The following is a 14,384-nucleotide window of genomic DNA, read 5'->3' on the forward strand; positions in this document are numbered from 1 at the left end:
TCCAGGGCTGCCCGGACGTCGAGCTGCTCAGTTCCAGGGCTGCCCGGACGTCGAGCTGCTCAGTTCCAGGGCTGCCCGGACGTCGAGCTGCTCAGTTCCAGGGCTGCCCGGACGTCGAGCTGCTCAGATCCCGAGCTGCTTCGTCTCGTTGAGTTTCGCGATCGCGTTCTCGTCACCGTCCAGATCGACCTTGGCCGCGCTCTGCCGGCCGTAGGAGAACAGCACCAGTTCGGACGGCTCGCCGGTCACCGTGACCACCGGGGTGCCGCGGTGGGCGACCGCCGTCTGGCCGTCGGGGCGGCGCAGGACCAGGCCCGTCGGGATGCCGCGGCCCATCAGGCGGGCGGTGCGCTCCAGGCGGGACCACAGGGCGTCCTGGAAGACCGGGTCGAGATCGCGCGGCGACCAGTCGGGCTGGGCGCGGCGGACGTCCTCGGTGTGGACGTAGAACTCGATGATGTTCGACGCCTCGTCGACCGGCTTGAGGGAGAAGGGGGAGAACCGCGGGGGGCCCGTGCGGATCAGCTGGATCAGCTCCTCGTAGGGCTTGTCGGTGTACTCCGCCATCACCTTGTCCAGGCGCGGCGCGAGCTGCTTGATCAGCATCCCGCCGGCGGCGTCCGGGCGGCGCTCGCGCACCACCACGTGCGCGGCGAGGTCCCGGGTCCTCCAGCCCTCGCACAGGGTGGGCGCGTCCGGGCCCGCGGTCTCCAACAGGTCGGCGAGGAGAAGTCGTTCACGCTTGGCATGGGTCGACATGGAGGCCAGCCTACGACCGGCGCGGGGGTCCGCCCAGTGGACACTCCACCAGGCACGTCAGTGGCGCGCGGCACAATGGTCGGCATGACCAGCACGCCCAGCCTCCTGGACCCGGAGATCGCCGCGCGCCTCAAGCGCAGCCCCGACGGCCTCCTGCCCGCCATCGCCCAGCAGTACGACACCGGAGAGGTGCTGATGCTCGGCTGGATGGACGACGAGGCGCTGCACCGCACCCTGACCACCGGCCGCTGCACGTACTGGTCGCGCAGCCGCCGGGAGTACTGGGTCAAGGGCGACACCTCCGGCCACTTCCAGTGGGTGAAGTCCGTCGCCCTGGACTGCGACGCCGACACCGTGCTCGTCAAGGTCGACCAGGTCGGCGCCGCCTGCCACACCGGAGCCCGGACCTGTTTCGACGAGGACGTGCTCCTCAAGGACGGCGGCTCCGACCGCCCCGCCCGGGATCAGTAAGGTCAGCGGCCATGGACCTCGAGACGTTCCGCAAGCTCGCCACCGACCGGCGGGTCATCCCCGTCACCCGCAAGCTGCTCGCCGACGGCGACACCCCGGTCGCGCTGTACCGCAAGCTCGCCGCCGAGCGGCCCGGCACCTTCCTGCTGGAATCCGCGGAGAACGGCCGCTCGTGGTCCCGGTACTCCTTCGTCGGCGTGCGCTCCGCCGCGACGCTGACCGCACGCGACGGACAGGCCCACTGGCTCGGGGCCCCGCCGGTCGGCGTCCCCACCGAAGGCGACCCCCTCGCCGCCCTGCGCGCCACCATCGAAACCCTGCACACACCCCACCAGGAGGGCATGCCGCCCTTCACCGGCGGCATGGTCGGCTACCTCGGCTACGACATCGTCCGCCGTCTGGAGAAGATCGGCCCCGGCGAGCGCGACGACCTGAAGCTGCCCGAGCTGACCATGCTCCTCACCAGCGACCTGGCCGTCATGGACCACTGGGAGGGCTCGGTCCTGCTGATCGCCAACGCGATCAACCACAACGACCTGGACACGGGCGTCGACGAGGCCCACGCCGACGCCGTCGCCCGCCTCGACGCCATGGAGGCCGACCTCTCCCGCGCGGTCGCCCAGCCCCCGGCCGTCCTGCCGCCCTCCGAGCTCCCCGAGTACACCGCGCTGTGGGGCGGCCCCGACTTCCGGGTGGCCGTCGAGGACATCAAGGAGCGCATCCGGGCCGGCGAGGCCTTCCAGGTGGTCCCCTCCCAGCGCTTCGAGACCCCGTGCACGGCGAGCGCGCTGGACGTCTACCGGGTCCTGCGGGCCACCAACCCGTCCCCGTACATGTACCTCTTCCGCTTCGACGGGTTCGACGTCGTCGGCTCGTCCCCCGAGGCCCTGGTCAAGGTCGAGGGCGGCCGGGCCATGGTCCACCCCATCGCCGGCACCCGCTGGCGCGGCGCCACGCCCCAGGAGGACCAGGCCCTCGCCGAGGAACTGCTCGCCGACCCCAAGGAGCGCGCCGAGCACCTCATGCTCGTCGACCTCGGCCGCAACGACCTGGGGCGGGTCTGCGAGCCCGGCTCGGTCGAGGTCGTCGACTTCATGTCCGTCGAGCGGTACTCGCACGTCATGCACATCGTCTCGACCGTGACGGGCCGCGTCGCCCCGGGCCGCACCGCCTTCGATGTCCTCACCGCCTGCTTCCCGGCCGGCACCCTCTCCGGCGCCCCCAAGCCCCGCGCCATGCAGATCATCGACGAACTCGAACCGTCCCGCCGCGGCCTCTACGGGGGCTGCGTCGGCTACCTCGACTTCGCCGGCGACTCCGACACCGCCATCGCCATCCGCACCGCCCTCCTGCGGGACGGCACCGCTTACGTCCAGGCCGGGGCGGGCATCGTCGCCGACTCCGACCCGGTCGCCGAGGACACCGAGTGCCGCAACAAGGCGGCCGCGGTACTGCGGGCCGTCCACACGGCGAACCGGCTCGGGAAGGCCTGAGACGAGCGCGAACCGGCTCGGAAAGGCCTGAGATGCCCCCCGGGTGACGGTTCGCCCGGCCTTCAAGCGATAGTGGGGTACGTGACTGCTGTACCTCATCCCCGTTCCGAAGCCCCCGGATCCGCCCGGGCCGGCCGCCTGAGCCTCGCCGTCGCGCTGCTGAGCGGCGCGCTCGGCGCTGCCGTGGCGCTGCTCGCCACCCGGCAGGAGTGGTCGCAGGGCACCGCGACGGTGGCCGGCGGGGCCTTCCCCCTGACCGCCAAGGGCAGCGACGTCACGGGCGTTCCCGCGGCCCTCGCCATAGTGGGCCTCGCCGCACTCGTCGCCGTGTTCGCGGTCCGCCGCGCCGGCCGCCTGGTCGTCGCCGCGCTGCTGGCGCTCTCCGGCGTCGGCATCATCGCCGCGGCCCTGCTCGGCGCCGCAGACAGCTCCGCGCTCGACGAACAGGCCGCGCAGGCCTCCGGCGACACCTCGGCCTCCGTCGACGCCCTCAGCCACACCGCCTGGCCGTACGTCGCGGTCGTCGGCGGCGTGCTGATCCTGCTGGCCGGGCTGCTCGCCCTGCGGTACGGCCGGCTGTGGCCCGGCATGTCCGGCCGCTACGAGCGGTCCGGCACGCCCCAGCCGCGCCGCAAGGCCCCCGCCGTCGACCCCGACCGGCCCGAGGACCTGTGGAAGGCGCTCGACCGCGGCGAGGACCCGACCGGGGCCTGAGCCCACACGGGCGACCGGGGGAGTACCCCCGCTCACCCCGCACGCGCGCGTGCGGGACAATGGGCCCGAGCGTCCTGCTCAGACACGCACACAGCAACGAGGAGCAAGCAATGGCGGGCAGCAGCCACGGTCACACCCCGGCCGCCTGGACCGGTGTCACGATCGCCTTCATCGGTTTCTGCGTCTCGGGCGCGTTCATGGTGATGGACCAGCCGGTGGGCTTCTGGGCGGGCATGGTGGTCGTGCTGCTCGGCGGTGTCGTCGGCGGCATCATGCGGATGATGGGCCTGGGCCAGCCCAAGGACCTGCATCAGCCGCACCGGATGACGGGCGACCGCGAGCCGGCGCGCGCCGAGGGCTGACCTCCGCGGAACACTCCGGTCGCGTGAGGGGCGGCCGGCACTCGGGTGCCGGGACCGCCCCTCACGCGCGTGCGGGGCACAATGCCTACCGTGAACGCCGAGAGCCGAAGGGTGACGCCGAGCGTCCCGAGCCGTCTGGCCGTCCCCGCCGGGGTGCTGGCGGCCGTCGCCGCCGCGTTCGCCTATGTGGGCACCGTGGACCCCGACGAACCCGGCCACTACCCCGCGTGCCCGCTGTTGCGCTACACCGGCCTCTACTGCCCCGGCTGCGGCGGACTGCGCAGCGCGCACGCCTTCGTCCACGGGGACGTCCTCACGGCGCTGCACGCCAACGCGCTCGCGACCCTCGGCTATCTGGGCTTCGCCGTGCTGTGGACCGTATGGGTGGTCCACGCGGTCCGCGGGCGCCCGCTGCGGATCGACCCCCGTCCGGGGCTGGTGTGGAGCCTCGGAGCGCTGCTGCTGGTCTTCTCCGTCGTCCGGAACCTGCCTTTCGGCGGCTGGCTCCATCCTTGATCAACCCACGGACGTCCGGTACGGGGGCACCTCCCGCCCGAGCCGTGCGAAGCTGGTTCGAGGGTGGGGGAGGGACCGGCGTCAACCGGATGCGAGGCCTACGCCCCGCTGCGGATACCATCGCAGTGACCATCGGCTCGCCGATCGGTCGCTGGAACTGTCAAGAGTCTGGAAGGGGGCCGCTCGCGTGAGTGTGCTCGACGAGATCATCGACGGAGTCCGTGCCGACCTCGCGGAGCGGCAGGCGCGCGTCAGCCTCGACGAGCTCAAGGAGCGCGCGGCGAAGGCGCCCGCGGCCAAGGACGGCGTGGCCGCACTGCGCGGCGACGGTGTCAAGGTCATCTGCGAGGTCAAGCGCTCCAGCCCGTCCAAGGGCGCGCTGGCCGCGATCGCCGACCCGGCCGGTCTCGCCGCGGACTACGAGGCGGGCGGCGCGGCCGTCATCTCCGTCCTCACCGAGGAGCGCCGCTTCGGCGGCTCGCTCGCCGACCTGGAGGCGGTCCGCGCCCGGGTCGACATCCCGGTCCTCCGCAAGGACTTCATCGTCACGTCGTACCAGCTGTGGGAGGCCCGGGCCTACGGCGCCGACGTCGTGCTGCTGATCGTCGCCGCCCTCGACCAGCCCGCCCTGGAGTCCCTCATCGAGCGCGCCGAGTCCATCGGGCTCACGCCGCTCGTCGAGGTGCACGACGAGGACGAGGTCGAGCGAGCGGTCGACGCCGGCGCCCGCGTGATCGGCGTCAACGCGCGCAACCTCAAGACCCTCGAGGTCGACCGCGGCACCTTCGAGCGGGTGGCGCCGGAGATCCCCGACCACATCATCAAGATCGCCGAGTCCGGCGTACGCGGCCCGCACGACCTCATCGCCTACGCCAACGCCGGCGCGGACGCGGTGCTGGTCGGCGAGTCCCTGGTCACCGGCAAGGACCCCAGGACGGCCGTCTCGGACCTCGTCGCGGCCGGCGAACATCCCGCACTCCGGCACGGCCGGAGCTGATCACCGCTAAACTTGCCCCGATGACTCTCACCCTGACGACCGTGGACCGGTACGCCCGCCTCGCGCGCGGCTGCCGCCCCCGCGGCTGCCGTGCGCCCGCCCGCCGGGTCCACGGCCGCCGTGTCCGGTACGTCATCGGTGACGAGCCGGGCCAGGTCAACGGCATGCGATGGCAGCGGCGCCCCGTAAGGGGCGCGGGGAACCGCGCGACCAGCCCCGACGGGCCCGCGGCCGACTGACCATCCCCGCCCCCACGGCGAACAGTGATCAACACACACACTCACCGTGAGGTATTCGCATGCCCAGCCAGTTCTTCATTCCCGACCCCGAGGGTCAAACCCCCAGCCCCGAGGGCTACTTCGGGGCCTTCGGCGGCAAGTTCATCCCCGAGGCCCTCGTCGCAGCCGTCGACGAGGTGGCCGTCGAGTACGACAAGGCCAAGCACGACCCGGAGTTCGCCAAGGAGCTCGACGACCTCCTGGTCGACTACACCGGCCGTCCCTCCGCGCTCACGGAGGTACCCCGCTTCGCCGAGCACGCAGGAGGCGCCCGGGTCTTCCTCAAGCGCGAGGACCTGAACCACACCGGCTCCCACAAGATCAACAACGTGCTGGGCCAGGCCCTGCTCACCAAGCGCATGGGCAAGACCCGGGTCATCGCCGAGACGGGCGCCGGACAGCACGGCGTGGCCACGGCCACCGCCTGTGCGCTCTTCGGCCTCGACTGCACCGTCTACATGGGCGAGATCGACACGCAGCGCCAGGCCCTCAACGTGGCCCGCATGCGCATGCTCGGCGCCGAGGTCATCGCCGTGAAGTCCGGCAGCCGCACACTGAAGGACGCCATCAACGAGGCCTTCCGCGACTGGGTCGCCAACGTCGACCACACCCACTACCTCTTCGGCACCGTCGCCGGACCGCACCCCTTCCCGGCGATGGTCCGCGACTTCCACCGGGTCATCGGCGTCGAGGCCCGCCGCCAGCTCCTGGAGCGCGCCGGGCGCCTGCCCGACGCGGCCGTCGCCTGCGTCGGCGGCGGCTCCAACGCCATCGGCCTCTTCCACGCCTTCATCCCGGACACCGACGTCCGCCTCATCGGCTGCGAACCGGCCGGGCACGGCGTCGAGACCGGCGAGCACGCCGCGACCCTCACCGCGGGCGAGCCCGGCATCCTGCACGGCTCACGCTCCTACGTCCTGCAGGACGACGAGGGCCAGATCACCGAGCCCTACTCGATCTCCGCCGGCCTGGACTACCCGGGCATCGGTCCGGAGCACTCCTACCTGAAGGACTCCGGCCGCGGCGAGTACCGCGCGGTCACCGACGACGCGGCGATGCAGGCCCTGCGCCTGCTGTCGCGCACCGAGGGCATCATTCCGGCCATCGAGAGCGCCCATGCCCTGGCCGGCGCCCTGGAGGTCGGCAAGGAACTGGGCAAGGACGGGCTGATCGTGGTCAACCTGTCCGGCCGCGGCGACAAGGACATGGACACCGCCGCCCGTTACTTCGGCCTGTACGACACCGACGCCGAGGTCGCCGAGGACGCCTCCGGCACGGCCGAGATCGAGGGGGACGCCAAGTGAGCGGCGCTGCTTTGAACAGTCAGAAAGCCCAGCTGTTGAGCGACACCCTCGCCGCGGCCAAGTCCGAAGGGCGCTCCGCCCTCATCGCCTACCTCCCGGCCGGGTTCCCGACCGTGGACGGCGGCATCGAGGCGATCAAGGCCGTCATCGACGGCGGCGCCGACGTCGTCGAGGTGGGCCTGCCGCACAGCGACCCCGTCCTTGACGGCCCGGTCATCCAGACCGCCGACGACATCGCCCTGCGCGGCGGCGTGAAGATCGCCGACGTGATGCGAACGGTCCGCGAGGCCCACGCCGCCACCGGCAAGCCGATCCTCGTCATGACGTACTGGAACCCCATCGACCGCTACGGCGTCGAGCGGTTCACCGCCGAGCTGGCCGAAGCGGGCGGCGCCGGGTGCATCCTGCCCGACCTGCCCGTGCAGGAGTCGGCGCTGTGGCGGGAGCACGCGGAGAAGCACGGTCTGGCCACCGTCTTCGTCGTCGCGCCCAGCAGCAAGGACGAGCGGCTCGCGCAGATCACCGCGGCGGGCAGCGGCTTCGTCTACGCCGCTTCCCTCATGGGCGTCACCGGCACCCGCGCCACCGTCAGCTCGCAGGCCCAGGGCCTGGTGGAACGCACCCGGGCCACACGCTCCGACCTGCCCGTCTGCGTCGGGCTCGGCGTCTCCAACGCCACCCAGGCGGCCGAGGTCGCCGGCTTCGCCGACGGCGTGATCGTCGGCTCGGCCTTCGTCAAGGCGATGCTGGACGCCCCGGACGACGCGGCCGGTCTGGAAGCGGTGCGCGCGCTCGCGGGCGACCTCGCCAAGGGCGTGCGCCGACAGGCGTAAGAAACCGGGAAGTCATACAGGTCCCTCGTACGGGTGGACCTGGGGCCGGGGAGGCGCGGTGCGCCTCCCCGGTTCGTTTCCGGGGTGTGAGCGAGAAGAACCATGAGGGAAAGCGCACCGCCCGGGAGAAGCTGGCGGTCGAGCGCGAGAAGCAGAAGTCCGCGGAAAAGCGCCGGCGCGCGCTGATCGTGGGCGGGGCCGTCGTCGGCGTCCTGGGACTCGCGGCGGTGATCGGCGTCGTCGCGGCCAACGCCGGCAAGGACGACGGCAGCGAGGCCTCGGGCCCCGTCGTGGCGCCCTCCGGGGCCAAGGGCAAGGACAGCCTCGCCCTCCCGGTCGGCAAGGACAGCGCCAAGTCCACGCTCACGGTGTGGGAGGACTTCCGCTGCCCCGCGTGCAAGTCCTTCGAGACGGCGTACCGGCCGGTGATCCACGAGCTGACGAACGCCGGCCAACTGAAGGTCGAGTACCACCTGGTCACCCTGATCGACGGCAACATGCGCGGCACCGGCTCCCGCAACGCCGCCAACGCGGCGGCCTGCGCCCAGGACGCCGGGAAGTTCCCCGCGTACCACGACGTGCTCTTCGACAACCAGCCCTCGGAGGTCGACGACGCCTACGCGGACAACGCCAAGCTGATCGAGCTGGCCGGCAAGGTCGACGGTCTGGACACCCCGGCCTTCCGCTCCTGCGTCGAGAAGGGCACGCACAACGGCTGGGTCGCCAAGTCCCATCAGGCGTTCAACAAGGGCGGCTTCTCGGGCACCCCGACCGTGCTGTTCGACGGCGAGAACATCTACCAGGACCGGACGATGACCCCGGCCAAGCTCAAGCAGATGGTGCAGGAGGCGAACAAGGAGTAAGGGTCATTCTCACGCCCCTGTTATGGACCCGTAGCCGGGCTGCCCGCCGCGGGCCCGGTGCGGCACGGTAGCGTCGACCTTGCCATGGAACTTGCCTTCATTCCCAGCCCGTCACGCGGGGTGCTGTACCTCGGCCCCATTCCGCTGCGCGGCTACGCGTTCTGCATCATCATCGGCGTCTTCGTCGCGGTCTGGCTCGGCAACAAGCGCTGGATCGCCCGGGGCGGGCGGGCCGGCACGGTGGCCGACATCGCGGTCTGGGCCGTGCCGTTCGGCCTGGTCGGCGGCCGCCTCTACCACGTGATCACGGACTACGAGCTGTACTTCAGCGAGGGCCGTGACTGGGTGGACGCCTTCAAGATCTGGGAGGGCGGCCTCGGCATCTGGGGCGCGATCGCGCTGGGCGCGCTGGGCGCGTGGATCGGCTGCCGTCGCCGCGGCATCCCGATGCCGGCCTACGCCGACGCCGTCGCGCCGGGCATCGCCTTCGCCCAGGCGATCGGCCGCTGGGGCAACTGGTTCAACCAGGAGCTGTACGGCAAGCCCACCGATCTGCCCTGGGCCCTGGAGATCACCTCCTCGTCGGACGGGCGGGTGCCGGGCACCTACCACCCGACGTTCCTGTACGAGTCGCTGTGGTGCATCGGAGTGGCCCTCCTGGTCATCTGGGCCGACCGCCGCTTCCGGCTCGGACACGGCCGGGCGTTCGCGCTCTACGTCGCCGCGTACTGCGCGGGGCGTGGATGGATCGAGTACATGCGCGTCGACGACGCCCACCACATCCTGGGTGTCCGGCTGAACGTCTGGACCGCGATCCTCGTGTTCCTGCTCGCGGTGACGTACCTGGTGCTGTCGTCGAAGAAGCGGCCCGGACGGGAGGACGTCGTGGAGCCGGGTGCGGATGCCTCCGGCGGCGAGACCGGCAGCGCCGAGTCGGCCGATGCGGCGGACAAGGCCGACCGGGCCGAGGGCGCCGGTGAGGACGACGAGCCCGCGGACGAGGCCGAGGCGGACGGCGCCAGGAACGAGGCCGGGTCGGGGAAGAAGACCTGACGGTCCACCGCGTGTGACGCGCCGAGGGCGCCCGGGACTCTCCCCCGGGCGCCCTCGGCACGTCAGCGCCGGTGGGCGGTGGGCGGGTCGGGCCGTGGCCCTCGGTGCGTAAGTGGCGGCGGGCCACGGACTGGTTGTGTCGGGCCGTGGCCTTCGGTGCGTGAGTGGCGGCGGGCCACGGACTGGTTGTGTCGGGCCGTGGCCTTCGGTGCGTCAGCCGGGTCGGGTCAGGGACAGGGTCCGTCGGGCCGCCGTGACCATCGCCGCGTCGATGAAGCGGCCGTCCGGCAGGGCCTGGGCGCCCTGCTCGGCGGCGGCCGCCTTGAGGACCGTTTCCGCCTCCTCGATCTCCTTCTCATCGGGCAGATAGGCCCGTTCGATCACCGGCAGCTGGCGGGGGTGGATCGCGGCCCGGCCCAGAAAACCCAGGGCGCGGCCGTGCGCGCAGGACGCGGCCAGGCCCTCCTGGTCATGGATGTCCGGGTGGACCGACTGGGCCGGTGGCGGCAGGCCCGCCGCGCGGGCGGCCACGACGACCCGGGAGCGGGACCAGTCCAGGCCCGCGTCGCAGCGGACTCCGAGGTCGGCACAGAGGTCGGCCTCCCCGAGCGAGATGCCCCGCAGACGGGGGTGGGCGGTCGCGACGGCGTAGGCCTGCTCCACACCGAGGGCCGTCTCCAGAAGCGCGTACAGGTCGGTCCGGGCCGTGCGGCGGGCCACCTGGACGATCTCGGCGGCCGAGGCCACCTTGGGCAGTCGCAGCCCGGACAGGCCCGGCGCTTCCACCAGGGCGGCGATGTCCTGCCCGCCCCAGGGGCCGTTCAGGGCGTTGACGCGTACGTGGACCGGAACGGCAGGCGGGGCTTCGAGCAGCTCGGCGGTGGCGGCGCGGGCGTAGGCCTTGCGGTCCGGGGGGACCGCGTCCTCCAGATCGACCACGACGACGTCGGCGCCGCTGGTGAGGGCCTTCGCCACCACGTGGGGGCGGTCGCCGGGGGCGTAGAGCCAGGTGAGCGGGTACGCCGTCACAGGGCGCCCTGCGCGCGCAGTGCCGTGAGGTCGTCCGGGGTCAGGCCCAGTTCGGTGAGGACCTCCTCGGTGTCGGCGCCGTGCGGGCGGCCGGCCCAGCGGATCGCGCCAGGCGTGGCGGAGAGCCGGAAGAGGACGTTCTGCATGCGCAGCGGGCCGAGTTCGGGGTCGTCGACGGTGGTGATGGTGCCCAGGGCCTGGTACTGCGGGTCCGCCATCACGTCCCGGACGTCCTGGACCGGGGCGACCGCCGCCTCGGCCTTCTCGAAGGCGGCCAGGACGTCGGTGCGGGTGCGCGCGGCGATCCAGCCGCCGACCGCCTCGTCCAGGACGTCCGCGTGCCGGGCGCGCTCGGCGCCCGAGGCGAACCAGGGCTCGTCGATCAGTTCCGGGCGGCCGACCAGGCGCATCACGCGTTCCGCGACCGACTGGGCGGAGGTGGAGACGGCGACCCAGGTGCCGTCCGCGGTGCGGTAGACGCCGCGCGGGGCGTTGTTGGGGGAGCGGTTGCCGGTGCGGGGCTGGACGTGGCCGAGCTGGTCGTACCAGAGGGGCTGGGGGCCGAGGGCGGCCAGGATCGGTTCGATCAGGGCCATGTCGACGACCTGGCCCTCGCCGGTGCGCTCGCGGGCGGCGAGCGCGGTCATCACCGCGTACGCCGTCGTCAGGCCCGCGATGGAGTCGGCCAGACCGAACGGAGGCAGGGTCGGGGGCGCGTCCGGTTCGCCGGTGATCGCGGCGAAGCCGCTCATCGCCTCGGCGAGGGTGCCGAAGCCGGGGCGGTGGGCGTAGGGGCCGAACTGGCCGAAGCCGGTGACGCGGGCCAGGACCAGGCGGGGGTTGACGGCGGACAGCTCCGGCCAGCCCAGGTCCCACTTCTCCAGGGTGCCGGGACGGAAGTTCTCGATGACCACGTCGGCGGTCTCGGCCAGGCGCAGGAGGGTGGCGCGGCCGCCGGGCTTGGACAGGTCGAGGGTCATGGTCCGCTTGTTGCGGCCGAGCATCTTCCACCACAGACCCACGCCGTCCTTCGACGGGCCGTGGCCGCGGGAGGGGTCCGGCTTCCTCGGGTGCTCGATCTTGACGACGTCGGCGCCGAAGTCGCCGAGCAGGGTGGCGGCCATCGGGCCGGCGAAGAGGGTGGCGAGGTCGAGGACGCGGAGGCCGGTGAGGGGCGCGGTCGTGGGCGCGGTCATGGGCGGCGGGTCTCCCGGTGCGTGAGGTGGGCGAGGGTGTCGAAGCCGATGCCGTTGAGGTCGCCGATGGACGTGGCCAGCCGGTTCTTCAGGGGCGCCGTCCAGCGGTCGGGGAGCGCCGCGGGGTGCCCGGCCAGCAGTCCGGCGACGGAGCCGGCGGTGGCGCCGTTGGAGTCGGTGTCCCAGCCGCCGCCGACGGCGCGGCAGACGGAGCCGGTGAAGTCGCCGTGCGCGTGGGTGAGCGCGGCGGCGATCAGGGCGGTGTTGGGGACGGCGTGCACCCAGTGGTGCGTCGCGGCGTGGGCGGCGTGGAGTGCGTCGACGACGGTGTCGAAGTCCTCGTGTTCGTGGGCGAGCCGGACGGCTTCGCGGACGGCCCGGGCGAGGCGGGAGCGTGGCGGGACGACGGTGAGGCCGGTGCGCACACAGGTGTGGACGTCGTGGTCGCCGGTCGCGGCCGTCGCGATGACGGCCGCTGTGAACATCGCGGCGTAGACGCCGTTGGCGGTGTGCGTGAGGGTGGCGTCCCGATGGGCCTGCTCGGCCGCCGCGGCCGGGTCGCCGGGGTTGGTCCAGCCGTGGACGTCGGCGCGGATCAGGGCGCCGATCCATTCGCGGAACGGGTTGCGGTGGCGGGCGGTGTGCGGGGGCTCCACGCCGGTCAGGAGGTTGCGGTAGGCGACGCGTTCCGCGGTGAACGTGCGGCCGGCGGGGAGTTCGTCGAGCCAGGTCCGGGCGACGTCCGTGGTGGTGAAGGCCCTGCCGTGCCGCTGGAGCAGGACGAGATTGAGCACGGGGTAGTCGAGGTCGTCGTCCTCGGGCATGCCGTCGATGTTCTCGGCGAGGGAGGTGGCTGCCGAGCGGCGGTTCCAGGGATGCCGTTCGAGGAGTTCCGCCGGGACGCCCCGGGCGGTGAAGTAGGTGCTGAGGGGCCAGTTGCCGGTGGAGCGGGCGAGTCGGCGGATGGCGTCGAGGGGGAGCTTCTCGACCGGCTTGCCCAGGAGGCATCCGGCGGCGCGGCCGAGCCAGGCGGCTTCCAGGTGGTGCGGGGTGGTGGCCGGGGTGCCCAGCGGCTCGGGCCAGTCGGGGCATGCGGACCTGATCCTCTCCAGGTCCGTGGGTTCGTCGTCGGACAAATGGCTGGGAAGGTCCGCCAGTTCGTCCAGGAGGTCTGCGGCCAGCCGGCGCAGGTAGCGGGAGGCGGGGGTGGGCGACGCGCCCGCGGTGGCCGGGGCGTCCTGGCCGCCCGCCGCGCGCCAGCGGGCCGCGATCGCCCTCGGCTCGCGTCCGTCCAGCGCCGCCTGACGGAGTTCGTGGCCGATCAGGTCCTCCGGCTGGACCCAGGTCAGTCGGAGCATTCGCGGCCTCCGAGGGACGCGAAGGCCTGCTCGTGGGCACGGCGGCGGGACACGTCCCGGTTGAAGATCTCGCGGGTCACGGCCGTGAGGGTGGCCGCCGGTTCCCAGAGGTCCAGTCGGCTCGCCTGCGCGACCGTCTTGGCCCAGTCCTCCGGGACCGGTGAGGCCAGGGCACCCGCCAGGGCGCCCGCCATCGTGGCGATCGAGTCGCAGTCGCGGCCGTAGTTCACCGCGCCGAGGACCGCGTGGCGGTAGTCGCCTCGTGCCACCAGCACCATGCCCAGTGCGATGGGCAGTTCCTCGATCGCGTGCAGGCGGGACGGGCGGCGGGCGCCGAGCGAGGGGGAGCGGTAGTCGGGACCCACCGTGTCGTAGGGGGCGACCGCCTCGCGCAACGGCCGCAGTGCCGACTCGAAGTCCGTGTGGCGGGAGGCCTCCTCGCAGACCCGCTCGATCGCGGCCCGGGTGCCGTCCTTCGCGAGGGAGAGACACGAGGCGACGACCGAGTCCGGGGTCGCGCCGGGCGTGCACGCCGCCGCCACGGCCGCGGCCAGGACGCCGGCCGCCTCACGGCCGTACGACGACTGGTGGGCGCCGGCGATGTCGAGGGCCTCGGCGTAGGCCGCACGCGGGTCGGCCGCGTTGACCAGTCCGACGGGGGCCATGTACATCGCCGCCCCGCAGTTGACGATGTTGCCGGTGCCGGCCTCGCGCGGGTCGGCATGACCGTAGTGGATCCTCGTCACCAGCCACTTCTCCGCCAGGAAGATCCGCTGGAGGGGGAGTGCCTCCGTCTCCAGTTCCGGGATCCAGCGGGGCTCGGTCATCAGGTCCGGGACCAGGTGGTCGGCGATCGCGTAGGCGTCGAGGTGGTCGCGGACCCGGGCGTAGACGCGGACCAGGGCGTGGGTCATCAACGTGTCGTCGGTGACGTGGCCGTCGCCCTTGTGGTACGGGGCGAGGGGGCGGGCGGTGGGCCAGTCGTCGCCGTGCCAGGGGCCGACGACGCCGTGGACGCGGCCGCCGTGGCGTTCGAGGATCTGCTCGGGCGAGTAGCCCTCGACGGGACCGCCGAGAGCGTCGCCGACCGCCGCCCCGACCAGGGCTCCGGTGATGCGCTCGCCCAGTGGGGCGTTTTGATGGGTTTTGGGCTGCATG

At 72.8% G+C, this 14,384-nt stretch carries 16 protein-coding genes; 11 read left to right on the top strand and 5 right to left on the bottom strand.

Going from position 1 to position 14,384, the window contains the following annotated elements:
• Positions 1-123: 123 nt before the first annotated feature.
• Entirely contained in the window at positions 124-759 is a 636-nt protein-coding gene (locus ACFY5B_RS16225; RefSeq protein WP_389969400.1) for a TIGR03085 family metal-binding protein, read from the bottom strand.
• Between the two features lie 84 nt (positions 760-843).
• Between ACFY5B_RS16225 and hisI the strand changes: the two genes are divergently transcribed.
• The 11 genes from hisI to lgt all read left to right on the top strand — a co-directional run bounded on the left by hisI (position 844) and on the right by lgt (position 9,643).
• Positions 844-1,230, top strand: coding sequence for a phosphoribosyl-AMP cyclohydrolase (gene hisI, locus ACFY5B_RS16230; RefSeq protein WP_389969402.1), 387 nt, complete (start codon positions 844-846; stop codon positions 1,228-1,230).
• A gap of 11 nt (positions 1,231-1,241) precedes the next feature.
• Positions 1,242-2,723: an anthranilate synthase component I gene (locus ACFY5B_RS16235; RefSeq protein WP_389969404.1), complete on the top strand. Its 1,482-nt coding sequence runs from the start codon at positions 1,242-1,244 to the stop codon at positions 2,721-2,723.
• Positions 2,724-2,795: 72 nt separating this feature from the next.
• Positions 2,796-3,437: a TIGR02234 family membrane protein gene (locus ACFY5B_RS16240; RefSeq protein ID WP_389969406.1), complete on the top strand. Its 642-nt coding sequence runs from the start codon at positions 2,796-2,798 to the stop codon at positions 3,435-3,437.
• A 110-nt stretch (positions 3,438-3,547) separates the two neighbouring features.
• Positions 3,548-3,799 (top strand): HGxxPAAW family protein, encoded by a 252-nt coding sequence (locus ACFY5B_RS16245; protein WP_344457028.1) that lies wholly within the window; start codon positions 3,548-3,550, stop codon positions 3,797-3,799.
• An 81-nt stretch (positions 3,800-3,880) separates the two neighbouring features.
• Positions 3,881-4,315: a DUF2752 domain-containing protein gene (locus ACFY5B_RS16250; protein WP_389969409.1), complete on the top strand. Its 435-nt coding sequence runs from the start codon at positions 3,881-3,883 to the stop codon at positions 4,313-4,315.
• 187 nt (positions 4,316-4,502) lie between these two features.
• Positions 4,503-5,312, top strand: coding sequence for an indole-3-glycerol phosphate synthase TrpC (gene trpC, locus ACFY5B_RS16255; protein ID WP_104779391.1), 810 nt, complete (start codon positions 4,503-4,505; stop codon positions 5,310-5,312).
• A gap of 20 nt (positions 5,313-5,332) precedes the next feature.
• The gene (gene trpM / locus ACFY5B_RS16260; RefSeq protein ID WP_389969410.1) at positions 5,333-5,551 is read left to right on the top strand and encodes a tryptophan biosynthesis modulator TrpM; all 219 of its coding nucleotides are present in this window, start codon (positions 5,333-5,335) and stop codon (positions 5,549-5,551) included.
• Positions 5,552-5,610: 59 nt separating this feature from the next.
• The gene (trpB, locus tag ACFY5B_RS16265; RefSeq protein WP_389969412.1) at positions 5,611-6,894 is read left to right on the top strand and encodes a tryptophan synthase subunit beta; all 1,284 of its coding nucleotides are present in this window, start codon (positions 5,611-5,613) and stop codon (positions 6,892-6,894) included.
• A gap of 11 nt (positions 6,895-6,905) precedes the next feature.
• Positions 6,906-7,727: a tryptophan synthase subunit alpha gene (trpA, locus tag ACFY5B_RS16270; protein WP_389969414.1), complete on the top strand. Its 822-nt coding sequence runs from the start codon at positions 6,906-6,908 to the stop codon at positions 7,725-7,727.
• An 86-nt stretch (positions 7,728-7,813) separates the two neighbouring features.
• Complete coding sequence (locus ACFY5B_RS16275) at positions 7,814-8,590, top strand: DsbA family protein (RefSeq protein WP_389969416.1); 777 nt, start codon at positions 7,814-7,816, stop codon at positions 8,588-8,590.
• A gap of 84 nt (positions 8,591-8,674) precedes the next feature.
• A complete protein-coding gene (lgt, locus tag ACFY5B_RS16280; RefSeq protein WP_389969418.1) occupies positions 8,675-9,643 on the top strand; it encodes a prolipoprotein diacylglyceryl transferase in 969 nt (322 codons plus the stop codon).
• 213 nt (positions 9,644-9,856) lie between these two features.
• On the opposite strand, the gene ACFY5B_RS16285 is transcribed toward lgt, so the two are convergent.
• The 4 genes from ACFY5B_RS16285 to ACFY5B_RS16300 are packed head-to-tail and all read right to left on the bottom strand — an operon-like array spanning position 9,857 to position 14,383.
• Positions 9,857-10,672, bottom strand: a complete 816-nt coding sequence (locus tag ACFY5B_RS16285; protein ID WP_389969420.1) for an HpcH/HpaI aldolase/citrate lyase family protein — start codon at positions 10,670-10,672, stop codon at positions 9,857-9,859.
• A complete protein-coding gene (locus ACFY5B_RS16290) occupies positions 10,669-11,868 on the bottom strand; it encodes a CaiB/BaiF CoA transferase family protein (RefSeq protein WP_389969422.1) in 1,200 nt (399 codons plus the stop codon). Before ACFY5B_RS16290 ends, ACFY5B_RS16285 begins: the two co-directional genes overlap by 4 nt.
• On the bottom strand, positions 11,865-13,226 hold the full coding sequence (locus ACFY5B_RS16295; protein ID WP_389969424.1) for an ADP-ribosylglycohydrolase family protein: 1,362 nt from the start codon (positions 13,224-13,226) through the stop codon (positions 11,865-11,867). Before ACFY5B_RS16295 ends, ACFY5B_RS16290 begins: the two co-directional genes overlap by 4 nt.
• Entirely contained in the window at positions 13,214-14,383 is a 1,170-nt protein-coding gene (locus ACFY5B_RS16300) for an ADP-ribosylglycohydrolase family protein (RefSeq protein WP_389969426.1), read from the bottom strand. Before ACFY5B_RS16300 ends, ACFY5B_RS16295 begins: the two co-directional genes overlap by 13 nt.
• Position 14,384 lies beyond the last annotated feature (1 nt).

This window comes from Streptomyces sp. NPDC013187, assembly GCF_042899705.1.
Classification (GTDB): domain Bacteria; phylum Actinomycetota; class Actinomycetes; order Streptomycetales; family Streptomycetaceae; genus Streptomyces; species Streptomyces hawaiiensis_A.

Bases quoted from the DNA above. Each gene is read 5' to 3' on its own strand.
- ACFY5B_RS16300 (WP_389969426.1), bottom strand. From the start codon at position 14,383: ATGCAGCCCAAAACCCATCAAAACGCCCCACTGGGCGAGCGCATCACC.
- ACFY5B_RS16295 (WP_389969424.1), bottom strand. From the start codon at position 13,226: ATGCTCCGACTGACCTGGGTCCAGCCGGAGGACCTGATCGGCCACGAA.
- lgt (WP_389969418.1), top strand. From the start codon at position 8,675: ATGGAACTTGCCTTCATTCCCAGCCCGTCACGCGGGGTGCTGTACCTC.
- ACFY5B_RS16245 (WP_344457028.1), top strand. From the start codon at position 3,548: ATGGCGGGCAGCAGCCACGGTCACACCCCGGCCGCCTGGACCGGTGTC.
- ACFY5B_RS16225 (WP_389969400.1), bottom strand. From the start codon at position 759: ATGTCGACCCATGCCAAGCGTGAACGACTTCTCCTCGCCGACCTGTTG.
- trpB (WP_389969412.1), top strand. From the start codon at position 5,611: ATGCCCAGCCAGTTCTTCATTCCCGACCCCGAGGGTCAAACCCCCAGC.
- ACFY5B_RS16290 (WP_389969422.1), bottom strand. From the start codon at position 11,868: ATGACCGCGCCCACGACCGCGCCCCTCACCGGCCTCCGCGTCCTCGAC.
- hisI (WP_389969402.1), top strand. From the start codon at position 844: ATGACCAGCACGCCCAGCCTCCTGGACCCGGAGATCGCCGCGCGCCTC.
- ACFY5B_RS16235 (WP_389969404.1), top strand. From the start codon at position 1,242: ATGGACCTCGAGACGTTCCGCAAGCTCGCCACCGACCGGCGGGTCATC.
- ACFY5B_RS16250 (WP_389969409.1), top strand. From the start codon at position 3,881: ATGCCTACCGTGAACGCCGAGAGCCGAAGGGTGACGCCGAGCGTCCCG.
- trpM (WP_389969410.1), top strand. From the start codon at position 5,333: ATGACTCTCACCCTGACGACCGTGGACCGGTACGCCCGCCTCGCGCGC.